Source organism: Sphingopyxis witflariensis, from assembly GCF_002205635.1.
Classification (GTDB): domain Bacteria; phylum Pseudomonadota; class Alphaproteobacteria; order Sphingomonadales; family Sphingomonadaceae; genus Sphingopyxis; species Sphingopyxis witflariensis.
The window spans coordinates 1-22,814 of record NZ_NISJ01000011.1; the positions used below are offsets into that span (position 1 = coordinate 1).

Here is a 22,814-nt window from a genome sequence, read left to right on the forward strand (position 1 = left end):
CTCCAAAACCAACATCCCGATCTCGCCGCCTGAAAATCCAGCCGGCTGCTTAAACCATCGAAATGAGGGGTCCCTTTTAGACGCCGATCACCCCGCTAACGGGGTCCTTTTTGCACGCCGATCCACAATCTTGGATGGTGCGGGCGGTGGGAATCGAACCCACACTCCTTGCGGAACGGGATTTTGAATCCCGCGCGTCTACCAATTCCACCACGCCCGCGTTGGGAGATGCCTATAGCGCCGCCATCAAAACACGCAACGGCAAACATAAGCTATTTGGCTTAGGTTGCTGGCATCAATGCCTTCTTTCGGGCGGCGACTTTCGGGGGCTTAGCCTTGCGAACATTGACGGCGGATGCGTCGATGTTGTTCTTCAAATGACGCCCGTAAAACTTCTCGATCATTTCGACACTGGTGCGGCAGTTCTTGGCGACCTGATAAATGTCCGCCCCTTCGAGCAAGCGCAGACAGATATAGGTATGCCGCAGACTGTAGCAGGTGCGGATGTGGCCATCGCGGTCGAACTTCAGATTCAGCTCGTCGAGAACCGTGTTCATTAACTCGCGCGGCGATTTCCCGAATATCCGGTCGGTCGGCTTGAGCTGCTTGCGTTTGCGAACGCGCTCAAAGGGCAGGATCGCACCGGGCATCGACTTGCAGAAGCCGACCCCGCGCTTGCCGCGCACCTCGATCTCCAGGATGCGCTCGCCGGTCGACTCGTCATTCACGATCTTGACGTCGCGCAGCTCAAGCCGAGCGGACTCATCGGGTCGAAGTCCGGTGTTGCCCATGAACAGAACATAATCGTGGAAGGTCTCGCAAACTTCACGCCAGCGCGGCTTCGGCGGGTTCTTCGCCCGCTCGCGCGTAGCTTCATAAAGCATCTTGTATTCCTCAGGCGAGAACCACGCGCGATGCTCCACCTTGCCGGACGTCTTGTAGGGCGCTGACATATCCGGGATTGCCGAAATCCAGCCCTTGCGGTTGGCGGTTTTTAAGACCTGCCGAAGCGTGACGATCTCGCCGTGCAAGGTCGCGCGTGCTGGCTTCTTCGGCTTGCCGGTTTTGGGATCGACCCTCGATGTCTGACGGTGCGCCCGATACTCCTGCACTTTGCCGGCCGTTATGTCCTCAAGCGCGGTGTCGCCAAAGAAGGGTAACAGGTGAACGCGGATGTGATCTGACTTCGATGCCACATATTCCGCGTTGCGTTCGCCCAGCGTGATTACCTCGAACTCGCTGGTGAACGCATCTGCGGCATCCTTGAAGCTTGGGCCAGTAGGCGTTCGCCGACGCCGACCATCGGCCGGCGCGCCGGTTCCGGTGGTCGGCGGCTGGACGGTGCCGTCCCGCAAGGCAACACGACCGCGTCGGCGTTGGCGATCCTCGACGCAACGCTCCATATACCAGTCGCGCGCGAAATCCTTGGCGGCAGCAAGGCTGACCTCCTTGGTCGTCTGCCGGTAGTTGCGGCTGCCAAGATAGGTCGAGCATTGCCAGTAGCGGCTGTTCTCACGCCGATAGACGTGCAGCGCCCCATCCATCAGCAGATGGCTTTCTGTAGGCATTGCGAAAACTCCAAAATGTGTAAGACATGTGTAAGTCTTTTTGGAGGTCTCGTCCTTGCTCAAACTATTGGTTTTGTGTGGTTTTTAGCTTACTTTTTTAGGCTAAACGCAATTTTGAGTGCGGCGCGTCTACCAATTTCACCACAGGGGCATGCACCGCAGGCGGTGCGGCGCCTCCCCTAAAGCGAAGCGCCGCATCTTGCCAAGCTATTTCTTGAGCTCTTTCGCCAGAGTCTTGGCCGTCGCCTTGCCATAGGGCGGTTTGAAGCCCGCAAGCCCTGCGACGTCGAGCTTGGGCTGGCGATAAACGGCGCGCGCGTGGCTGAAGGTGCGGAACCCGTCGAGGCCGTGATAATTGCCCATTCCCGACGGGCCGACGCCGCCGAACGGCAGATCTTCCATCGCATTGTGGAACAATACGTCATTGACGGTGACCCCGCCCGAGATCGTCCGCGTCAGCACACGGTCTTCTTCGCTCTTATCCTGCCCGAAATAATAGAGGCCGAGCGGGCGGTCGTTGGCGTTCACATAGTCGATCGCGTCGTCGATGCTTTTGTATGTCTTCACAGGAAGGATCGGACCGAAGATTTCCTCCTGCATCACCTTCATATCATCGGTCGGGTTGCGGACGATGTGGAGCGGCATCTTGTGGCCGTTCGAGCTGGCGAAATCTTCGCCGCCCGGATTGACCTCGATCACTTCGGCGCCCTTTTCGCGGGCATCGGCCAGATAGGATTGCAGCCGGTCATAATTGCGCGTGTTGACGACCGAGGTATAGTCGTCGTTGGCGAGCAGGGTCGGATAGAGCGCCGCCGCGCCCTTGGTGACGCTGTCGATCACCGCGCCCTCCTGATCCTCCGCCACGAGCAGATAGTCGGGGGCGAGACAGATTTGCCCGGCGTTCATCATCTTGCCGAGCGCGACGCGCTGGCCGACCAGATCCTTGTTCGCGCTGCGCCCGATGAAGGTCGGCGACTTCCCGCCAAGCTCGAGCGTCACCGGCACCAGATTATCGGCGGCGGCCCGCATGATATGCTTGCCGACGCTGGTCGCGCCCGTGAAGATCATATGGTCGAAGGCGAGTTTCGAGAAGGCGACGCCGACATCGGCCCCGCCGGTGAACACCGCCATTTCGCTCTCGTCGAAATATTCGGGCACCAGCCGCGCCATCAGCGCCGAGACATTTTCGGTGAATTCGGAGGGTTTGATCATCGCGCGATTGCCCGCCGCCAGGATGCCCGCCATCGGGACGAACACCATCCCGATCGGGAAATTCCATGGCGCGACGACGCCGACGACGCCCTTCGGCTGAAAGACGACTTCGGCCTTGGCTCCGAGCAGGCCGAGCGGAAATGTGGGCTTGCGCTTTTCGCCCTTCGACCAGCTCTCGAGGTGTTTCTTCGCATGTTTGAGCGCGCTGACCGACGGCATGATATCGGTCATCAGCGTCTGGTCGCGACTGCGATGACCGAAGTCCTCGCTCACCGCTTTGGCGAAATCCTCGGCATGATCGACGAGCAGCGCGATCGCGCGGTCGATGCGGTCGCGGCGCACATCAAGGCTTTCGGGCATGGCCGCCGTAAAGCTTGCCTTTTGTACCGCGAGCACCTGGCTCATGCGCTGCGTTTCGCCGTCGATATTATTTGCGACCATTATCCCGTCTCCCCTATTCTTTGGCGATGTTTGACCATGGGCGCGGGCGGGTTGCAAGTTGAAACCCGCCGCTCCGCGCAATTTCGCAGAAGCGCGGAAAACGGCCCAACTTCACACGCGAATCCGGTTTTGCGCGATGCTGACATATGCTCGTCATCCCCGACTTGCGTCGCTGCCCGCCTGTCGTTGCGTCGAGCGCCACAGCAAGAAAGGCAGGCCCCGGGTCAAGCCCGGGGTGACGAGAAGGAAAATTGCCGGAAAACTGCGCAACTTCACACTGGAATCGATATTGCGCGCGCGTGCAAACAGGGTGTGAGGACGAGCAAGAAGGAACAATGCGTAGCATGGACGGAAGCTAACGCAGCGCAATTTTGTAGGACAGCGCTTTTGTGATGGCGGCGTCAGCGCATGCGTCGAAGCTCTTTCGCAGGTGCAGCATTTCCGCTAACCGGACCGCCGACCACTCTTTCCCTTACGGAGTCTTTTGCCATGACCGCCACCGATCCCGTCGTTTTCCTCTCCTATGCCCGCACCCCGATGGGCAGCATGCAGGGCAGCCTGTCGGACGCAAGCGCGACCGATCTGGGCGCGACTGCGGTCAAGGCGGCGGTCGAGCGAGCGGGCGTTTCGGGCGATGAAATCGAGCGCATCTATATGGGCTGTGTGCTTCCCGCCGGGCTGGGTCAGGCGCCGGCGCGTCAGGCCGCGATCAAGGCCGGCCTGCCCAAGTCGGTGCAGGCGACGACCGTGAACAAGGTGTGCGGTTCGGGCATGCAGACCGTGATCATGGGCGCCGAAGCGCTTGCCGCGGGCAGCATCGACCTGGTCGTCGCGGGCGGCATGGAATCGATGACCAACGCGCCGTATCTGCTGAAGAAGCATCGTTCGGGCGCGCGCATCGGCCATGACACCGCCTATGACCATATGTTCCTCGACGGGCTGGAAGATGCCTATGAAGCCGGCCGCGCAATGGGAACCTTTGCGCAGGATACCGCCGACGCCTATCAGCTGAGCCGTAGCGCGCAGGATGATTATACGCTCGAATCGCTGAGCCGCGCCAAGGCCGCGATCGCCGACGGGGCCTTCGCCAATGAAATTGCGCCGGTGACGATTTCGAGCCGCAAGGGCGACGTGATTATCGACACCGACGAAGCCCCCGGCAAGGCGATGCCCGACAAGATCCCGACGCTGAAGCCCGCCTTTGCCAAGGACGGCACGATCACCGCCGCGACCAGCTCGTCGATTTCGGACGGCGCCGCCGCCGTGGTGCTGACGCGCCAGTCGGTCGCCGAAGCCAAGGGCGCGAAGCCGATCGCGAAGCTGGTTGCGCACGCCGCACACGCGCAGGAACCCAAGGACTTCACCATCGCCCCCGTCGGCGCGATCAACAAGCTGCTGGCGAAGGCTGGCTGGACGATCGGCGACGTCGACCTGTTCGAGGTCAATGAGGCCTTTGCCTGCGTCGCGATGTTCGCGATGCACGACCTGGGCATTCCGCACGACAAGATCAACGTCCATGGCGGCGCGACCGCATTGGGCCACCCGATCGGCGCCAGCGGCACGCGCATCATCACCACGCTGATCGCGGCGCTCCAGCGCCACGGCAAGACGCGCGGGATTGCGAGCCTGTGCATCGGCGGCGGCGAAGCGACCGCGGTCGCAATCGAGCTGGTCTGATTAATATCGTCGCCCCTGCCTTCGCGGGGGCGACGGTTTTTGCGGAAAAGTTCCGCACATTCACCGCGCAACGACCTCAACCCATCGTTTGTCGCGACATTTTGCGACACTCATGTCCTGAAAATAAACGACGCATTCGGGCTTCGTTCAAATCGACTCGCCTAATCCTTTAATTGTCACCGGGCATTCCCCTCCCCCTGACGGATCGAAAGGATAGAAAAATGAACACCAAATTCCTCACCGTCGGCCTGATCGCGGCCTTGATGGTCCCCGGCGTCGCTTCGGCGCAGTCGCAGCGCGAAGTGCGCGAAAGTCGTCAGGACCTTCGCGAAGAACAGCGCGACCTGCGTAACGCTCAGCGCTACGGTGACCGCGGCGATGTGCGCGATGCCAAGCGTGACGTGCGCGACGCGCGTCAGGAATATCGCGAAGACAAGCGCGACTGGCGTCAGGACCGTCGCTATTCCAATTATCGCGCGCCGTTCAAATATCAGCAGTTCCGCGTCGGGTCGCAGCTTCGCCCCAACTATTACGGATCTGCCTATCGCCCGAGCTATGACAGCCGCTGGGGTTTGCCGCGCGCGGGCCGCAACATGACCTATGTCCGCCATTACAACGACCTGCTGCTCGTCAACGAGCGCAATGGCCGGGTGGTGAAAGTGTATCGCAACCACTTCAACTGGCGCCGCTAAGCGATAGCAAAGAACAGGGGCCGGGTGGGAAACCACCCGGCCCTTTTTCTGTGGCAGCGGATCAGTCGCCCCAGATATGACCGGTTTCGATCCAGCCCTTGCGGCCCTTCACGTCGAGCAGGCACCAGCCGTCCTTACAGTCGGTGATGCGGCCGACAACGCCGGGCTCCGCGCGATAGGCAATGGCGGCCGATCCGCTCGCCGCCGCGCGCAGCGGGCGGATGCCGCCGGTGACGATCGCGGTCCGGGTGCGGCTGAGCAGGCGCGCCGCCATCCAGCCCTGTGTGCCGTCGGGATCCTCGACCTTGCGCCAGGTTTCGTGGCGCGCCACGACCTTCACCGGCAAATCCTTGCGGCGATATTCCCAGGTCACCGGCACGTCGGGTGACGGCCCCTTGCGCATCCGCGCCTCGTCGACGCTGATCGATGCCCAATAGGGAAGTTCGGGATCGGATTGGGCCGCGACGGGGCCAGCGGCGAAAAACAGGGCAAGCACGGCAACGATTGGGCGGATATTCATACGCTAGCCTTGTCAAACTCCGCACCATTTATCAACCGGTCAGGCCGCGCCCTTCGCCTTCTGTCCACAGCGGCGTTCGCACCCTGCCCCTTGACCCTTGCGCGCGCACGCGCTCTATCGGCGGCCATGCCCGATTCATCCCGTCCGAAACGCCCGCGCGTCATCGTCACCCGCCAGCTGATGCCGCATGTCGAAGGCCGCATGGCCGAATTGTTCGACGTCGCACTGTCCGCGCACGATCATGCCTTTACCGAAAGCGAGCTGAAGGCCGCCGTCGCCGACTGCGACGTGTTCGTCCCCACGGTGACCGACCGGATCGACGCCGACGTCATCAATGCGGCGGGCGAGCGATTGAAACTGATCGCCAATTTCGGCGCCGGGGTCGATCATATCGACCTGTCGGCGGCGCGCGCCAAAGGCATCATGGTATCGAACACGCCGGGGGTCTTCACCGAGGACACTGCCGACATGACGATGGCGCTGATCCTCTCGGTCCCGCGCCGGCTGGCCGAGGGCGAGAAATTGATGCGGTCCGGCCAGTGGGCCGGCTGGGCGCCGAGCACGATGCTGGGCCACCGCGTCGGCGGCAAATTTCTGGGCATTATCGGCATGGGACGCATCGGCCTTGCGGTCGCGCGCCGCGCGCGCGCCTTTGGCCTGTCGATCCATTATCACAACCGCCGCCGCCTGCCCGCCGCGATCGAGGAAGAATTGGGCGCGAGCTATCACGCCAGCGTCGACACCTTGCTGCGGATCAGCGACATTGTGTCGGTTCACTGCCCGCACACCAGCGAGACGCACGAAATGGTCAACGCGGCGCGCATCGGCGCGATGAAGCCGACCGCCTATCTGATCAACACCGCGCGCGGCGATATCGTCGATGAAAAGGCGCTGGTCGCGGCGCTGAAAGCCGGGCGCATCGCGGGCGCCGGGCTGGACGTCTATACCCACGAACCCGCGGTCGACCCCGCGCTGCTCGCGCTCGACAATGTCGTGCTGCTCCCGCACCTTGGATCGGCAACGATCGAGGGACGCGAGGCATCGGGCGAGAAGGTCATCGCCAACATCCGCGCCTGGTGCGACGGGCACCGCCCGCCCGATCAGGTGCTGGAGGGGTGGGCTTAAGCCGCCCCGTCACCCCCGCCTTCGCGGGGGCGACGCTTCGGCCTCAATCCCCCGTCAAGATCCGGTCGACGAGTTCCTTCACCGTCGGGGTGAAGTTGTTCGAGTAAAAGGGATCGGTCTTGAAGTTGAATGCGGCATGGCCCGCAAACATCAGATTGTCCTCGGGATCGCCGCCGTGGGCGATGTCCTGGAGCGTCTTCTGGATGCAGAAGCTGCGCGGGTCGGCGAGGTAGCCGGTGGTGTAATCATCATGGTCCTTCCACGACGAGAAACCGCAATGCGACAGGCAGCCCATGCAGTCGGTCTGATCCTTGCGGATCGTCGCCTTTGATTCCTCGGTGACGAAGACGACCGTATTGTCGGGGGTCTTCAGCGCCTCGGTATAGCCTTCGGCCGCCCAATCGCGGGCGCGGGCGCGGTCGTGCGGCGTGACCCAGAAATTCTTGCCCTTCACCCCCACGTCGAGCTGGACGATATGATCGCCCGCTTCCTGCTTCGAGTAAGGAATCTGGCGTTCCGAACGCGCTTCGAGATCGCGCAGGAAGGGCGTGCGCACTGCGCTCGAGTAAAAACCCGTCGGCGAGAAGCGATGGAGCAGCACGTCACCATCGTCGAGGGTGCGGAGGCGATCCTTCCACGCCTGCGGGATCGGGCTTTCTTCGGTGAGCAGCGGGCGGGTGCCGAACTGGAAGACGATCTGGCCCAGCTCGGGATTTTCGATCCAGTTGTCCCAATCGCGCAGATACCAGACGCCGCCGGCCATCACGATCGGCACGCTGTCAGCAATGCCCTCGGCGCGCATGACGTCGCGCAGCGCCTTGACGCGCGGATAGGGATCCTGCGGGACCAGCGGATCTTCGGCATTCGACAGGCCATTATGGCCGCCCGCGAGCCAGGGATCTTCGTAAACCACCGCGCCCAGAAGTTGGGGCACCTTGTGATAGGCGCGCTTCCAGAGCGCGCGAAAGGCACGGCCCGAACTGACGATCGGCAAATAGAGGACATTGTGGCGCTCGGCGATTTCGCTGAGCTTATAGGGCATACCCGCGCCGCAGGTGACGCCGGCAACCATTCCCTTGGTCTGTGCCAGCACGCCTTCGAGGATCTGCTGCGCGCCGCCCATTTCCCAGAGCACGTTGATGTTGATCGCGCCCTTGCCGCCCGCGATCTCATGCGCGCGCTTGACCTGTTCGACCGCCCCGGCGATCGCATATTCGATCAGCTCTTCATGGCGTTCCTTGCGTGTCAGCGCGTTATAGATCTGCGGAACGATCTTGCCTTCGGCGTCATAGCTGTCGGCGTTGACCGCCGAAACGGTGCCGATGCCGCCCGCAGCGGCCCAGGCGCCGCTCGACATATGGTTGGTCGCCGAAACGCCCTTCCCGCCCTCGACCAGCGGCCAGACTTCGCGTCCGCCGTAAAGGATGGGCTTCAAACCTTTGAACACGTGTAACCTCTTTCTCTCCACCGGCTGCCTGCCGCAGACCGGTCCCCGGTAGCCTTTCCGTAAGCGGAAGCCGGCCATGAAAGTCAATGGGTGCCCCGCCTAATTCCCCGAGAACAGGCGGCGTCCCCCAAGGGCGCGACCATAGAGATTTTCATAGGCGGCGACCATGGTAGATTCGTCGAAACGTTCGGCGGCGGCACGGCGGTTCGCGGCGCCGATCCGCGCACGCAAGCCCGAATCGCCCACCATATCGGTCAGCGCGGCGCGGAAACCGCCCTCGTCGGCGACAATGAAGCGGCGGTTGTCGGGCGCGACCATCGCCGCGACATCGCCGACGTCGGGGCTGACGACGGGCAGTCCCGCCGCCATCGCCTCGATCACCGCGATCGGCTGCTGCTCGCTCTGCGACGACAGCGCGAGCAGGTCGAAATGGCCGATCCAGCGCGACGGTTCAGCCATGAAACCTGGCATCACCAGCCGGTCGGCCATGCCGCAAGCGGCGGCTTCGGAAAGGATCTCCCCGCGTTCGGGCCCCTCGCCGACGATCACCAAACGGATATGCGCGGGCAGCAGCGCCACCGCGCGGACGAGGCGCGGCAGATCCTTGACCTTGCGCAGCCCGGCGACAGTGCCGACGATCACCTCGCCTTCGCGGCGTTCGAGCCCAGGAATTGCGGCGGTCGGCGCGCCCGCATAGGCAGCGACATCGATGCCGTTGCGGATCATCTGTGTGCGCCGCCGTGCGCCCCACTCATCGGCGGCGATCCGCTGCAGCAGCGCCGACGGCACCACCAGCGCCTCGGCGGTGGGCAGCGCGAGGCGACGGAACGCATTGCGTTTCCAGTTGCGGCGGACGCTTTCATCCTCGTTGAAGCCATCCTCATGGTGGATCAACGGCGGCAGATCACGGAACGGCGCGAACAGGCGGTGCGCCATCACCCCGTCCATCGATCCCCAATTATAGCTGAGCACCAGGTCGAAGCGCTGCATATAGCGCGCAAGATCGCGGTAGCGCGCCGGTCCCGGCTTGCCATGCAGCGGCGGAGCATCGGCGGGAAATGCGACGTCAATGTCGGGAGCGATCGCATCGCGCGCGCCCAGCGCGTCGGGGACCGCCGACAGGATCGTATGGCTCGCCCGCGACCCCATCAAATTCATCAGGCGAACCGCGCGCGCTTCCTTGCCACCCAGCGAAAAGCTGGAATGGAGGTGCAGCAGGCGCATAGGAGCGCGCGGATCGGTCACGCCGCGGGCAGCTCCGCCACCCACTGCCCGATCGCGGTGCGCGCCTTGGCCTCGTCCATTGTCGGCGCATGACCGACCCCCGGCACTTCGACCAGCCGCGCCTTCGGCAGCATTTTCGCCATTTTCTGTGCCGCGGGCTTCGCCAAAATGTCCGACAAGGCTCCGCGCAGGATCAGCACCGGAATATCGCCGAGGCTTTGCCAGGCGGGCCACAGGTCGAAACCGGCCTCGCTGCCCGCCATGCGCAGCGGCGCCGCGATCTGCTTGTCATAATCGGCAACGATGCGCCCCTCGGCGGTCAGGCGGTGGGTACGCTTGGTGATACGCAACCAGTCGTGAAGGCCATAGGCGGGATAGATGGCGGCGTTGAGTTCGGCATAGGCGCGGGCCGCGTGCATCCAGGTCGGCTGTCCGCCGCCGACGCCGATATAGTCGCGGATGCGGTCGAGCCCCGCTTTTTCCAGTTCGGGCCCGACATCGTTGAGCAGCGCGCCAACCAGCCGCCCGGGCAGGCTCGCCGCCATCAGCATCGACACGATCCCACCGAGCGACGTCCCGACGGTCGCAAAGCGGGTGATCGCCAGTTCGTCGAGCAGCGCGACGACGTCCTGTACATAGGTCAGCGGGACATAGGTCATCGGGTCCTTGGCGAAGGCACTTTCGCCGCGGCCGCGAAATTCGATAACGATGGTACGCCGATATTGCGCAAGAAACGGCGCCAGATCTTCGAAATCGCGAGCATTGCGGGCAAGGCCGGGCATGCACAGGATCGGCGGCGCATCCTCCGCGCCCTCGGGTCCGGGATAGACGCGCGCGTGCAGGCGCACGCCGTCGCCCGACCACCAATAATGGTCCGACCAGTCGCGGCGCCCATCACGCTGGACTTCCTGCTTGACCGAAATAGCGCGTCCCCTTCTTCGCTCGTCATCCCGGCGTCTATCGCCAACCACATGGCCGGTGCAAGCCATCCCTCGCGCTGTGCGGCCTGACAGGTTGCCGCTACCCGCTTTCACCGATAAGAGGCTTGCGACCATGACCGAAATACTGGTTTCCCACGAACCCGCGACCGGCGAAGAGCTGTGGCGCCGCGCCGCCAGCGATGTCGATGCGGAGGTCGAGATCGCGCGCCGCGCCTGGCCCGAATGGGCGTCGAAATCGGTTGCTTTCCGTACGGAGACGATGCGCCGCTTTGCCAATCAGGTGAAGGCGGAGGGCGAAAAGCTGGCCGACCTGATCGCGCGCGAAACCGGCAAACCTCTGTGGGAAGCCCGCGCCGAAGTCGAATCCGTCGCGAACAAGGTCGATATTTCGGTCAAGGCCTATGCCGAACGCACCTCCAACCGCCGGATCGAGGGCGCGATGGGGCTGCGCAATGCGGTGCGGCACAAACCGCACGGCACGCTCGCCGTCCTCGGCCCCTATAATTTCCCGGCGCATCTGCCGAACGGCCATATCGTCCCCGCGCTGATCGCGGGCAATTCGGTGCTGTTCAAGCCGTCGGAAAAGACGCCCGCGACCGGCGCGATGCTGGTCGATCTGTTCCACGCCGCGGGGGTTCCGCCGGAGGTGCTACGCCTCGTCGTCGGCGGTCCTGAAACGGGCAAGGCGCTCGCAGGGCATCCCGATCTCGACGGACTGCTCTTCACCGGATCGGCGCGCACCGGGCTCGCGCTCAACCGCCAGTTCGCGAACCGTCCCGACAAGATTCTTGCGCTCGAAATGGGCGGAAACAACCCGATCGTCGTCTGGGACACCCCCGATCTGCGGACCGCGGCGACGATCGTCGTCCAGTCGGCTTTCCTGAGCGCCGGGCAGCGATGCAGCAATGCACGGCGGCTGATCGTCCGCGACAGCATGGCCGACCAACTGGTTGCCGAGGTGCGCGACCTGACCAATCGCCTGATCGTCGACCATCCCCACGCCGACCCAGTGCCCTATATGGGGCCGGTGATCGACAATGAGGCCGCCGACGGTCTGACCGAAAGTTTCCTGATCCTGATGTCGAATGGCGGTCAGGTGATCCGCCATATGACGCGTCCCGTCGCCGACCGCCCCTTTCTGACGCCCGGTATCATCGACGTCACCGCGATGGCCGAGCGCCCCGATATCGAGCTGTTCGGCCCGCTTTTGCAGGTCATCCGCGTCGACAGTTTCGAGGCGGCGATCGCCGAAGCAAATAACACCGCCTTTGGCCTGTCCGCCGCGCTGATCGGCGGCACCCCGCAGCTTTACGACCAATATTGGGCCAATGCCCGCGCCGGGGTGATCAACTGGAATCGACCGACCAACGGCGCATCGTCGGCCGCGCCCTTCGGCGGCGTCGGCCTGTCGGGCAACCACCGGCCCAGCGCCTTTTACGCCGCCGATTATTGCGCCTATCCGGTCGCAAGTTCGGAAAGCGACACGCTGCGCGCATCGATCGGCGTCGGCCTGCGCGATGACGAGCGCGACGCGCCGAAGCTGGTGCGCAAGGGCTTTCTCTAGCGCGGCTTCGTGGGGCACGATCTCCGCATAATTGCGCCCTTTCGTCACTCCGGACTTGATCCGGGGTCCACTCCTGCGCCGAAGGCATGGACCCCGGATCAAGTCCGGGGTGACGAAGGAAAAGGGCCCGCTGAAGTTTGCCTTCACCGGGGGCAAAAAAGCCTGCTTTGCCATCTGGACGGCGGCACGCCATTTCCGCCTCATGGACAAACATTCTCTCCCTTCAGGCAAGCTGTGGCTCGTCGGCGCCGGCCCCGGCGATCCCGACCTGTTGACGCTGCGCGCCGCGCACCTGCTCGAAAGCGCCGATATCGTCGTTCATGACGGTCTGGTCGGCGATGGCGTACTCGCCTTGATCCCGCCGCATGTGGAACGGATCTCGGTCGCCAAGCAGCGCAGCCGGCACACGATGAAGCAAGAATTGATCAACGAACTGCTCGTTCGCGAAACCCTCGCGGGCAAGCAGGTCGTGCGCCTGAAGGGCGGCGATCCGTTTATTTTCGGACGCGGCGGCGAGGAACTCGATGCCGCGCGCGAAGCCGGTGTTGCGTGCGAGGTCGTCCCCGGCATCACCGCCGCCGCGGGCTGCGCCGCGCAGGCCGGGCTCCCCCTCACCCACCGCGAAGATGCGAGCGCGGTCAGCTTCGTCGCCGGCCAGTGCAAGGATCTGACCGATCAGGACTGGTCGGGCCTTGCGGGGCATGGCCGCACGCTCGTCATTTACATGGGCCTCGCGACGGCATCGGCGATCGCCGACAAGCTGATCGCCGACGGCGTGTCGCCGGATCTGCCCGTCGCGGTGATCGAGCGCGGCACCACCGCCGACGCCCGCGTCCTGCGCTCGCTGCTCACCGATCTGGGCGACCTTGTCCTCCGCGAAAAGGTCGCCAGCCCATCGCTCATCATCGTCGGCAAGGTCGCGGCGCGCGCCGATGCCCTCGACTGCCTGGGAACGCCGGGCGTTGCCGAACTCATAAAGGATTTTTCATGAAACTGCTGACGGGCAATGACCTGAAAACAGGATTTGTCACCTGGTGGACCGGCGCCGACTGGTCGCTGCATATCGAGGACGCCGCCGATGTCGGCGAGCAAGGCGAAGCCATTCTGGCCGCCGAGGAAGGCGCGCGCCGCGTCAATGCGCCCTATATCATCAAGGGCGAAGCAACCCCCGAGGGTCCGCGCCCCGCGCATATCAAGGACCGCATCCGCGCGCTCGGCCCGACCGTGCGTCCCGACCTGACATTGAAACCCGCCGATCCTGCGGCCGGCGACTGGGTGATCTGACATGTATAAATATGACGAATATGACCATGCGATGGTCGATGCCCGCGTTGCCGAGTTCAGCGACCAGGTCCGCCGCCGCCTTGCGGGCGAGATCACCGAGGATCAGTTCAAGCCGCTGCGGCTGATGAACGGCCTCTATCTTCAGCTCCACGCCTATATGCTGCGCGTCGCGGTGCCCTATGGCACGCTCGACAGCCGCCAGATGCACATGCTCGCGCATATCGCGCGCAAATATGACCGCGATTATGGCCATTTCACCACCCGCCAGAATATCCAATATAACTGGATCAAGCTGGAAGATGCGCCCGCGATCCTCGAAGATCTGGCATCGGTCGAGATGCACGCGATCCAGACGAGCGGCAATTGCATCCGCAACATCAGTTCCGACCAGTGGGCCGGTGCCGCTGCCGACGAGATCACCGATCCGCGTCCGTGGGCCGAATTGCTGCGTCAGTGGTCGAGCTTCCACCCGGAATTCAGCTATTTGCCGCGCAAGTTTAAAATTGCGGTGATTGCGGCCGAGGAAGATCGCGCCGCGATGCGCCTCCATGACATCGGCATCCAGCTCGTCGAGAAGGACGGTGTCCATGGCGCCGCTTTCTATGTCGGCGGCGGCATGGGCCGCACCCCGATGATCGCACCGCTGATCAAGGAATTTGTGCCGCTTGAGGATATGCTGAGCTATGCCGAGGCATGCCTGCGCGTCTACAATCGCTACGGCCGCCGCGACAATATCTACAAGGCGCGGATCAAGATCCTGATCCACGAGCTGGGCGCGGATGAATATCGCCGCCAGGTCGAGGAAGAATTCGCCCATGTAAAGTCGCTGGGCATCGACCCGCCGAAGGCCGAATTCGACCGCATTGCGGCGCAATTCGCGATGCCGCCGCTCGACGCTTCGGCGCCCGACGCGATCGATCGCAGCGATCCCGACTTTGCCGTCTGGGTCGACCAGAATGTCGCGAAGCACAAGGTTTCGGGTCATGCGATCGTCAACATCAGCCTGAAGCCTGTCGACGGCATCCCCGGCGATGCCTCATCGGCGCAGATCGACCTGATGGCCGACTTGGCCGAGAAATACAGCCATGACGAGTTGCGCGTCACCCATGCGCAGAACATCGTGCTGCCGCACGTCCGCAAGGCCGATCTCTATGCCGTGTGGCAGGCACTCGACGCCGCGGGTCTCGCGACGCCGAACCTCGACCTGATCAGCGATATCATTGCCTGCCCCGGGCTCGACTATTGCAGCCTCGCCAATGCGCGCTCGATCCCGGTTGCACAGAAGATTGCAAAGCGCTTCGCCGATCCGGTGCGCCAGCGCGATCTGGGTGAGCTCAAGCTCAAGATTTCGGGCTGCATCAACGCCTGCGGCCACCATCATGCCGGCCATATCGGCATCCTGGGCGTCGACCGCAAAGGCACCGAAAACTACCAGCTGTCGCTCGGCGGTTCGGGCGCAGAGGATGTGAGCCTCGGCACGATCACAGGCCCCGGGTTCGACGAGGATGGCGTGGTCGATGCGATCGAGCGCGTCACGGACAAATATCTTGAGACCCGCACTGAGGGCGAACGCTTCGTCGACACCTTCCGCCGCGTCGGCATGGCCCCGTTCAAGGAGGCGATCTATGGTTGAGCATATCCACAGCGACGGCGAAGAACCCGCAGTCACCCTCGACGCCTTCCTCGAACAGTCGAACGCGACCGCGGTACGACTCGAGCCCGACGAGGATGCGCGCGCGCTAATCCCCTTTCTCGACCGGCTTGCGCTGATCGAGGTCGCCTTTCCCAAGTTCCGCGACGGCCGCGGCTATTCGTCGGCACGCATCCTGCGCGAGGCGGGCTACACTGGCGAATTGCGCGCGCAGGGCGACGTTCTGGTCGACCAGATCGCCTATTTGAAGCGCTGCGGCTTCGACAGCTTCGCGCCCGAAAAGTCGCTCAATCCCGACGATGTCGAAGCCGCGCTGACGCGCTGGCCCGAACATTATCAGGGCGCCGCCGATGGCGCCGTGCCGATATGGAAATTGCGTCATGGCTAGCAAATCCGCCCCCCCTAAAGGCTCCGACGACCGTATCCGCGACACGATCGACGTCGCGCCGCGTTTCACGCAGGCGGACGTCATCCGCCTGAACAATCTCTTCCGCGGTCAGGACGCGGCGGAGGTGGTCGCGAGCGTCATCGGCGCGGGACTGCTCGGCGAAACCGGGATCGTGTCGAGCTTTGGTGCCGAAAGCGCGGTGCTGCTGCACCTCGTCACGCAAGCCGCGCCCGACATGCCGGTGCTGTTCCTCGACACCGGCAAGCATTTCCCCGAAACGCTGGCATATCGCGATGAACTGGCGGCGAAGCTGGGGCTCAACATGGTCAACCTGACCCCCGATCCCGAGGATCTGGCGGCCAAGGACGCAACCGAGCTGCGCTGGTCATATGACCCCGACGGCTGCTGCGAGATCCGCAAGGTCAAGCCGCTCGAAAAGGCGCTCGCCGAGTTCGATACGTCGATCACCGGACGCAAGGGATTTCAGTCGTCTACGCGGCAGGGTTTGGCACGTTTCGAACTCGATGGCAGCAGCGGCCGGTTGAAGTTCAACCCGCTCGCCAACTGGACGCGCGACCAGCTTAACGCCTATTTCGAAGAATATGGCCTGCCGCGCCACCCGCTGGAGGCCGAAGGCTATCCGTCGATCGGCTGCTCGCCCTGCACGTCGAAGGTCCAGGCCGGCGAAGACCCGCGCTCGGGCCGCTGGCGCGGCTGGGACAAGACCGAATGTGGTATTCACGAAGAGGTCGTGACCCCGATCGATAACGATCCCGCGAACGACCCGGCGTTCTGACACTCTCGTCATTGCGAGCGAAGCGAAGCAATCCAGGGCGGTTTACGCTACTCTGGATTGCTTCGCTGCGCTCGCAATGACGGCGTTTGGGGGCTGGCCCTCACTCATAATCCTCAAACGACTGACTGCCGTCGGCGAGATCGCTGAACTTCGTCGTCTTCGCCTCGAAGTGCAGACGAACCTTGCCGATCGAGCCGTGACGGGACTTGGCGATGATCACTTCGGCGAGGCCGAAGACGCGCTCCATTTCGGCCGCCCATTCTTCATGCTGGGCGTGGATCTTGACATCGTCGCCCTCGACCGGGCGCTTGGGCTCGCGTGAGCCGACATAATAATCCTCGCGAAACACGAAGATCACCATATCGGCGTCTTGCTCGATCGAGCCCGATTCACGAAGATCGGACAGCATCGGCCGTTTATCCTCGCGCTGCTCGACAGCACGGCTGAGCTGCGACAGCGCCATCACCGGCACATGAAGCTCCTTCGCCAGCGTCTTCAAACCACGCGAAATTTCCGAAATTTCCTGCACGCGATTGTCGCCGCTCTTCGACGAACCCTGCAACAGCTGGAGATAATCGATCACGATGAAACCGATGCCGTGACGACGCTGCAGGCGCCGCGCGCGGGTGCGCAGGCCCGCGATCGTCAGGCCGGGCGTGTCGTCGATGAACAAGGGCAATGTCTGAAGCTGTTGCGCGGCGCGCGACAGTTGCTGAAACTGCTCCTTGCTGATCTTGCCCATGCGCAGCGCTTCGCCCGACACCCCCGATTGTTCGGCGAGCACGCGCGTCGCGAGCTGATCGGCCGACATTTCAAGGCTGAAGAAGGCGACCTTCGCGCCCATATTCTTTTCGGGCGGAATCCCGTCATCTTCGTCGCGGCGCCAGCGTTCGGCGGCGTTGAACGCAATGTTGGTCGCGAGCGAGGTCTTGCCCATGCCCGGACGTCCGGCGAGGATCATGAGATCCGAATTGTGCATGCCACCGATCTTGGCGTTCATGCTCGCGATACCGGTCGTGATACCCGACAGGTGACCGCCCGAATTGAGCGCACGTTCAGCGGCTTGCAGCGCGGTCAGGCTGGCCTGGCTGAAGTTTTTGACCGAACCCATTTCGGCCTCACCCCCCGCGACGCGGTAAAGCGCGGTTTCGGCTTCCTCGATCTGCGCCTGCGGGTCGACGCGTTCGCTGGTATCGAGCGCATTTTCGACAAGCGTGCGCCCCACCCCAGCCAGTTCGCGGAGCAATGCGAGGTCGAAAATCTGCCGCGCGAAATCGCGCGCACCGATCAGGCCCGCACCGCTGCCGGTGAGCTGCGCGAGATAGCCGACGCCGCCGACCGCCTTCATCGCCTCATCGGCATCGAAATAGGGTTTGAGCGTCACCGGGGTCGCGATGCTGTTGCGCTCGATCAGCCCCATGGTGTGCTGAAAAATACGGCCGTGCAGCGGCTCGAAAAAATGATCGGGGTGAAGCGCGACAGGCAGATCCTCGACGACTCGGTTGTCGATCAGGATCGCACCCAGAAAGGCGGCTTCCGCCTCAATATTGCGCGGCAATTGGCGGTCATCCCCGGCGGGGGATGCGGAAAGTCGAACAACATCAAGCATGCCGCCATCATGCGCCGAAGCGGCGGCGGGCGCAACCGGGCGGTGGCGTATGATGTCATATGCGATTGCCGGGTGCGTCAAGGCTGTGGAGCATCCTGTGGATAAGTTTTTGGACGCTCCCGATTACCTCAAATCCGTTTGTGCTGAGCTTGTCGAAGGCTCTCCTGAGCGCCTCCAAGGCAGTCGAAGGGCACTGTCCTTTTTCGCGACGTAGCAAAAGAAAGGACGGCCCTTCGACAAGCTCAGGACAAACGGCAGAATGATATGCAATCGGAAGGCCCCTTGCCCTTCGCGGCGGGCCAAGTAGAAGCACTGGCAGCATGGCCGACGCAGACCCCTCGAAACAACGGATCATTTCGGTCGAACTCGACGAGGGTTCGATCGTCTGGCGCAATCCCGATGTCGAACAGGAACGCCGCGTCGCGATCTTTGACCTGATCGAGGATAATAAATTCGTGCCGCAGCGCGGGCATGAGGATGGCTATGCCGGGCCGTACCGGTTGATGTTGCGTGTTGAAGAAGGCCGGTTGATCTTTGAAATCTCGCGCGAAGATGGTTCTCCGCTGGAGGCGATCATCCTCGGCCTCGGGCGCTTTCGCCGCCCGATCCGCGATTATTTCGCCATCTGTGACAGCTATTATCAGGCAATCAAAACCTCGACCGCGCAGCAGATCGAAACCGTCGATATGGCGCGGCGCGGGCTGCACAATGAGGCGGCCGAGATGCTGATGGACCGGCTCGACGGCAAGATTGCAGTCGATTTCGACACCGCGAGACGATTGTTCACGCTCATCTGCGTCCTTCATATCAAGGGCTGACGGTGGCAACGGGGGCAATCAGAAACAAAGGCGCGGCGAAACGGAGCGGCGGCTGGAAAGAGGCCGTTGCGCAAGCGCTGCGGCGCGCGGGCGCGGCGCTTGTCCTGCTCTTGCTCGCCACCGGGCTCGCACTGTGGTGGGCGGCGCGCTGGACGCCGCCGCGCGAGATTTATCCGACCCAGGGCGTGACGATCGACGCCGGCAATGGCGCGGTCCGATGGGGCTCGATCAAGGCCGCGGGCGCCGATTTTGCCTATGTGATGGCGACGCAGGGAACGCGCGGCATCGACCCGATGTATGCGCGCAACATCGCCGGCGCACGCGAGGTCGGGGTGCGAACGGGGGCCATCCACCGCTATAATCTCTGCCAGCTGGCGACAGATCAGGCCGCGAATTTCATCCGCCACATCGCGCGCCGCCCCGACGCGCTGCCTGCGGTCGTGTGGCTCGATTTCGATGACCGCTGCCCCGACCGCCCGACACGCGCGTTGCTGTTGTCCGAACTCGCGACCTTCCTCGCGCAGATCGAGGCGCATATGGGCAAGCGCAGCCTGATCGCGCCGGGACCGGCGTTCGAGGCCGAATATCGGGTGACGAGCGGCATCGCGCGCACGACATGGCTGCGCCGCGACTTTTTCGAGGCCGACTATGGCGCCCACCCATGGGCGATGTGGCAGGCGAATAATTATATCCGCCTGTCGGGTGCCGACGGCACCGTCGGCTGGAATGTGCTGCGACCCGAAGGAGACACGCGATGACCGATGATGCGACCCGCGATGAGTTAATCGCCGCCGCGCGCGACGCCGCGACCCGCGCTTATGCCCCATATTCGGGCTTCCACGTTGGCGCGGCGCTGCTGCTGAAGAACGGCGATATTGTCACCGGCGCCAATGTCGAGAATGCGAGCTATGGGCTGACGCTGTGCGCCGAAACCGCAGCCGTCGCGAAGATCGCGAACGAAGGCTGGATCGGCGAGCTCGCCGAAGTCGCGATCATCGGCGGCCGCCCCGACGGCGACGATCTCCTCGGCAGCGACCCCGTCAATCCGTGCGGCCGCTGCCGCCAGATATTGAACGAGGCAGCCGAGCGATCGAAAACCGACATTCTGGTCCATTGCGCGTCGGGCGATGGCATGGCGGTGAAGAGCTATAAGCTCAGCGAACTGCTGCCCGCCGCCTTTGGTCCCAAGGATCTCGGGCTGATCGAATAAGTGGACATTCCTATGCCGTGCTCCCCGGCGAAAGCCGGGGTCCAGCAGGGACCAGGCCAGGTTGGCATTCTCACGCTCTGGGCCCCGGCTTTCGCCGGGGAACATCAACTTTCTACTGACCGCTTGCGCAATCGCGCTAGCCCCGACAAACAGCGCCATGGCCATTCTTTCAGACCGCTGGATTCGCGAAGCCGCCCAAACGCAGGGCATGATTGAACCGTTCGTCGAGGCGCAGCGCCGCGACGGCTGTATCAGCTACGGCCTCTCCTCTTACGGCTATGACGCGCGCGTCGCGCCCGAGTTCAAGATTTTCACCAATGTCGATAGCACGATCGTCGACCCCAAGGATTTCGATCCGAAGAATTTCGTCGATCGCGAAACCGACGTCTGCATCATCCCGCCGAACAGCTTCGCATTGGCGCGGACGGTCGAATATTTCCGTATTCCGCGCGATGTGCTTGTCATCTGCCTTGGCAAATCGACTTATGCGCGCTGCGGCATCATCGTGAACGTCACCCCGCTCGAGCCGGGTTGGGAGGGGCATGTGACGCTGGAATTTTCCAACACAACCCCCCTGCCCGCCAAGATTTACGCCAATGAGGGCGCGTGCCAGTTCCTGTTCCTGAAGGGTAATGAACCGTGCGAGGTCAGCTATGCCGACCGCGCGGGCAAATATATGGGGCAACAGGGCGTGACCCTGCCCAAACTGTGACCCGGAACCTCCCGGGCTCCCACGCGTCCTGAAAGGACAAGCGCGGGGGCATTGAGTGGAGGATCACCCATGTCCATGCTTGCCGTCTTTCTCGGACGCCTGTTTATCGCCGTCATCTTCATCGTGTCGGGGATCAACAAGCTGATCCATGTATCCGACACCAGCGCGATGATTTCCGCCGCCGGATTGCCGGGCGGGCTCGCCATTCCGACCGGGCTGTTTGAACTGATCGCGGGCCTTTGCATCGCGCTCGGTATCGCGACGCGGCTGGTGTCGGTGTTGCTCGCGGGTTTCGTGCTGCTCACCATCCTCTTCTTCCACCGCGATTTCGCAGATCCGATGCAGGCAATGGCGGCGATAAAGAATTTGGCGATCGCGGGCGGCCTGCTCTGCCTGTTCGGCTATGGCCATACGCGCTGGAGCTATGATGCGCTGCGCCAGCGCCGCCGCGACGAACTGGCGCTGCATGACGCGGAACTGCGTGCCGCGCGCACCGAGACCGCAGGAGAAACCGTCGTCGTCGAGAAACGCCCTTTCTGGCGCCGCTGATACGAGCAGCGGCATTGTCTCTCACACATCGTCACCCCGGACTTGATCCGGGGCCCGCCTGTCCTGAAGGGAAAAGGCGGGTGCCGGGTCAAGCCCGACATGACGAAGGAAGGGAGTCCCGACGTCGAACCACCGCATGGCCCATTCTACGCGCTTGGCATCGCTTTCAGCCTGCGCTAGCCTCAGGTTAACGTTTACGTAAAAGGGAGGGATGCCATGGCTACCCGCGATTTCGACATCATCATCTATGGCGCGACCGGCTTTACCGGTCGCCTTGTCGCCGAATATCTGGTCCAGCATTATGCCGACCGCGCCGACGCGCCGAAATGGGCGATGGCGGGACGCAGTGCCGACAAACTCGCCGAAATCCGCGACCTGATCGGCGCGCCGAAGGACACTGCGCTGATCGTCGCCGATGCGAGCGATCCCGCGAGCCTCGATGCGATGGCGGCGCGCGCCAAGGTCATATTGACCACGGTCGGGCCGTACCAGCTTTATGGCGCGCCGCTCGTCGCCGCCTGTGTCCGCGCAGGCACCGCCTATGCCGATCTGTGCGGCGAGCCCGGCTGGATGCGCGAGATGATCGACGCGCATCAGGACGCCGCCAAGGCGTCGGGCGCGCGCATCACCTTCAGCTGCGGCTTCGACTCGATCCCCTTCGACCTTGGCGTCCATTTCCTGCAGGCCGAGGCGATCAAGCGCCACGGCAAGCCCGCACCGCGCGTTAAAGGCCGTGTCCGCAAAATGTCGGGCGGCGCTTCGGGCGGCACGATCGCCAGCCTGACCGAGACGCTGAAGGCCATTGCGAAAAAGCCTTCGCTTGCGCTGCTGCTCAAATCCAGCTTCGCACTGACCCCCGGTTTCGAAGGGCCGTCGCAGCCGACCGGGCTGGTTCCTGAATATGATCCGGCAACGGGCGCCTGGACCGCGCCATTTGTCATGGCGCCAATCAACACCAAAAATGTTCATCGCACCAATTTCCTGCTCCGCCACGCGTGGGGCGAAGATCTGGTCTATGACGAGATGCTGGTAACGACGATCGGCGACGCCGGGAAAGCGATGGCCGAAGCAATCGCCAAGGCGAACCCGTTCGGCGAATCGAAGCTCCAGCCCGGCGAAGGCCCGAGCAAGGAAGAGCGCGAAAAAGGCTTCTATGACGTGCTGTTCGTCGGCGAATATCCCGACGGCACCACGGTCCGTGCAAGCGTCAAGGGCGACCGCGATCCCGGCTATGGTTCGACGTCGAAGATGCTTGCCGAGACCGGAATCGCGCTGCTCGCGAACAAGGGCGAAGGCGGCGTGTGGACTCCCGGCGCGCTGCTCGGCGATGCGCTGATCGCGCGGCTGACCGAGCATGCCGGACTGACGTTCCAGATCGAGGATTGA

22 protein-coding genes and 1 tRNA gene are annotated in these 22,814 nt (G+C 63.3%); 15 read left to right on the forward strand and 8 right to left on the reverse strand.

The annotated features are described in order from the left end of the window. Positions 1 to 135 precede the first annotated feature (135 nt). The 3 genes from CDQ91_RS16835 to CDQ91_RS16845 all read right to left on the reverse strand — a co-directional run bounded on the left by CDQ91_RS16835 (position 136) and on the right by CDQ91_RS16845 (position 3,221). Positions 136 to 220, reverse strand: a tRNA-Leu gene (locus CDQ91_RS16835). Positions 221 to 281: 61 nt separating this feature from the next. Continuing rightward, complete coding sequence (locus CDQ91_RS16840; RefSeq protein WP_088473867.1) at positions 282 to 1,568, reverse strand: site-specific integrase; 1,287 nt, start codon at positions 1,566 to 1,568, stop codon at positions 282 to 284. A gap of 207 nt (positions 1,569 to 1,775) precedes the next feature. Next, positions 1,776 to 3,221: a coniferyl aldehyde dehydrogenase gene (locus tag CDQ91_RS16845; protein WP_088473868.1), complete on the reverse strand. Its 1,446-nt coding sequence runs from the start codon at positions 3,219 to 3,221 to the stop codon at positions 1,776 to 1,778. Between the two features lie 489 nt (positions 3,222 to 3,710). Between CDQ91_RS16845 and CDQ91_RS16850 the strand changes: the two genes are divergently transcribed. Together CDQ91_RS16850 and CDQ91_RS16855 are read left to right on the forward strand one after the other, a co-directional pair. Continuing rightward, entirely contained in the window at positions 3,711 to 4,898 is a 1,188-nt protein-coding gene (locus CDQ91_RS16850) for an acetyl-CoA C-acyltransferase (protein ID WP_088473869.1), read from the forward strand. 221 nt (positions 4,899 to 5,119) lie between these two features. Beyond that, on the forward strand, positions 5,120 to 5,590 hold the full coding sequence (locus CDQ91_RS16855) for an RcnB family protein (protein ID WP_088473870.1): 471 nt from the start codon (positions 5,120 to 5,122) through the stop codon (positions 5,588 to 5,590). 61 nt (positions 5,591 to 5,651) lie between these two features. On the opposite strand, the gene CDQ91_RS16860 is transcribed toward CDQ91_RS16855, so the two are convergent. Next, complete coding sequence (locus tag CDQ91_RS16860) at positions 5,652 to 6,110, reverse strand: SH3 domain-containing protein (RefSeq protein ID WP_088473871.1); 459 nt, start codon at positions 6,108 to 6,110, stop codon at positions 5,652 to 5,654. Positions 6,111 to 6,236: 126 nt separating this feature from the next. Between CDQ91_RS16860 and CDQ91_RS16865 the strand changes: the two genes are divergently transcribed. Further along, positions 6,237 to 7,235 (forward strand): 2-hydroxyacid dehydrogenase, encoded by a 999-nt coding sequence (locus CDQ91_RS16865; RefSeq protein WP_088473972.1) that lies wholly within the window; start codon positions 6,237 to 6,239, stop codon positions 7,233 to 7,235. Between the two features lie 43 nt (positions 7,236 to 7,278). Here the strand turns inward: CDQ91_RS16865 and CDQ91_RS16870 are convergent, their stop codons facing one another. The 3 genes from CDQ91_RS16870 to CDQ91_RS16880 all read right to left on the reverse strand — a co-directional run bounded on the left by CDQ91_RS16870 (position 7,279) and on the right by CDQ91_RS16880 (position 10,895). Continuing rightward, positions 7,279 to 8,682, reverse strand: a complete 1,404-nt coding sequence (locus CDQ91_RS16870) for an NAD(P)H-dependent flavin oxidoreductase (protein WP_088473872.1) — start codon at positions 8,680 to 8,682, stop codon at positions 7,279 to 7,281. A 99-nt stretch (positions 8,683 to 8,781) separates the two neighbouring features. Next, positions 8,782 to 9,906 (reverse strand): glycosyltransferase, encoded by a 1,125-nt coding sequence (locus tag CDQ91_RS16875; RefSeq protein ID WP_088473973.1) that lies wholly within the window; start codon positions 9,904 to 9,906, stop codon positions 8,782 to 8,784. A 17-nt stretch (positions 9,907 to 9,923) separates the two neighbouring features. Then, entirely contained in the window at positions 9,924 to 10,895 is a 972-nt protein-coding gene (locus tag CDQ91_RS16880) for an alpha/beta fold hydrolase (protein WP_088473873.1), read from the reverse strand. Between the two features lie 64 nt (positions 10,896 to 10,959). Here CDQ91_RS16880 and astD point away from each other — a divergent pair, with 64 nt between their 5' ends. The 6 genes from astD (at position 10,960) to CDQ91_RS16910 (ending at position 16,530) form a co-directional block, all read left to right on the forward strand. Further along, on the forward strand, positions 10,960 to 12,411 hold the full coding sequence (gene astD, locus CDQ91_RS16885; protein WP_088473874.1) for a succinylglutamate-semialdehyde dehydrogenase: 1,452 nt from the start codon (positions 10,960 to 10,962) through the stop codon (positions 12,409 to 12,411). Between the two features lie 202 nt (positions 12,412 to 12,613). Next, complete coding sequence (gene cobA / locus CDQ91_RS16890) at positions 12,614 to 13,402, forward strand: uroporphyrinogen-III C-methyltransferase (protein WP_088473974.1); 789 nt, start codon at positions 12,614 to 12,616, stop codon at positions 13,400 to 13,402. Continuing rightward, positions 13,399 to 13,695, forward strand: a complete 297-nt coding sequence (locus CDQ91_RS16895; protein WP_088473875.1) for a DUF2849 domain-containing protein — start codon at positions 13,399 to 13,401, stop codon at positions 13,693 to 13,695. The genes cobA and CDQ91_RS16895 overlap by 4 nt, the downstream gene beginning before the upstream one ends. A gap of 1 nt (position 13,696) precedes the next feature. After that, positions 13,697 to 15,328 (forward strand): nitrite/sulfite reductase, encoded by a 1,632-nt coding sequence (locus CDQ91_RS16900; protein ID WP_088473876.1) that lies wholly within the window; start codon positions 13,697 to 13,699, stop codon positions 15,326 to 15,328. Next, the gene (locus CDQ91_RS16905; RefSeq protein ID WP_088473877.1) at positions 15,321 to 15,734 is read left to right on the forward strand and encodes a DUF934 domain-containing protein; all 414 of its coding nucleotides are present in this window, start codon (positions 15,321 to 15,323) and stop codon (positions 15,732 to 15,734) included. Before CDQ91_RS16900 ends, CDQ91_RS16905 begins: the two co-directional genes overlap by 8 nt. Next, complete coding sequence (locus tag CDQ91_RS16910; RefSeq protein WP_088473878.1) at positions 15,727 to 16,530, forward strand: phosphoadenylyl-sulfate reductase; 804 nt, start codon at positions 15,727 to 15,729, stop codon at positions 16,528 to 16,530. Before CDQ91_RS16905 ends, CDQ91_RS16910 begins: the two co-directional genes overlap by 8 nt. Before the next feature lie 100 nt (positions 16,531 to 16,630). Here the strand turns inward: CDQ91_RS16910 and CDQ91_RS16915 are convergent, their stop codons facing one another. Beyond that, positions 16,631 to 18,139, reverse strand: coding sequence for a replicative DNA helicase (locus CDQ91_RS16915; RefSeq protein WP_088473975.1), 1,509 nt, complete (start codon positions 18,137 to 18,139; stop codon positions 16,631 to 16,633). A gap of 320 nt (positions 18,140 to 18,459) precedes the next feature. Between CDQ91_RS16915 and CDQ91_RS16920 the strand changes: the two genes are divergently transcribed. The 6 genes from CDQ91_RS16920 to CDQ91_RS16945 all read left to right on the forward strand — a co-directional run bounded on the left by CDQ91_RS16920 (position 18,460) and on the right by CDQ91_RS16945 (position 22,814). After that, a complete protein-coding gene (locus tag CDQ91_RS16920) occupies positions 18,460 to 18,957 on the forward strand; it encodes a UPF0262 family protein (RefSeq protein ID WP_088473879.1) in 498 nt (165 codons plus the stop codon). 2 nt (positions 18,958 to 18,959) lie between these two features. Then, entirely contained in the window at positions 18,960 to 19,715 is a 756-nt protein-coding gene (locus CDQ91_RS16925) for a glycoside hydrolase family 25 protein (protein WP_088473880.1), read from the forward strand. Beyond that, the gene (locus CDQ91_RS16930) at positions 19,712 to 20,167 is read left to right on the forward strand and encodes a cytidine deaminase (protein ID WP_088473881.1); all 456 of its coding nucleotides are present in this window, start codon (positions 19,712 to 19,714) and stop codon (positions 20,165 to 20,167) included. Before CDQ91_RS16925 ends, CDQ91_RS16930 begins: the two co-directional genes overlap by 4 nt. Positions 20,168 to 20,324: 157 nt before the next feature. Next, positions 20,325 to 20,879: a dCTP deaminase gene (dcd, locus tag CDQ91_RS16935; RefSeq protein WP_088473882.1), complete on the forward strand. Its 555-nt coding sequence runs from the start codon at positions 20,325 to 20,327 to the stop codon at positions 20,877 to 20,879. Between the two features lie 69 nt (positions 20,880 to 20,948). Further along, positions 20,949 to 21,428, forward strand: coding sequence for a DoxX family protein (locus CDQ91_RS16940; RefSeq protein WP_088473883.1), 480 nt, complete (start codon positions 20,949 to 20,951; stop codon positions 21,426 to 21,428). A 216-nt stretch (positions 21,429 to 21,644) separates the two neighbouring features. Continuing rightward, complete coding sequence (locus CDQ91_RS16945; RefSeq protein WP_088473884.1) at positions 21,645 to 22,814, forward strand: saccharopine dehydrogenase family protein; 1,170 nt, start codon at positions 21,645 to 21,647, stop codon at positions 22,812 to 22,814.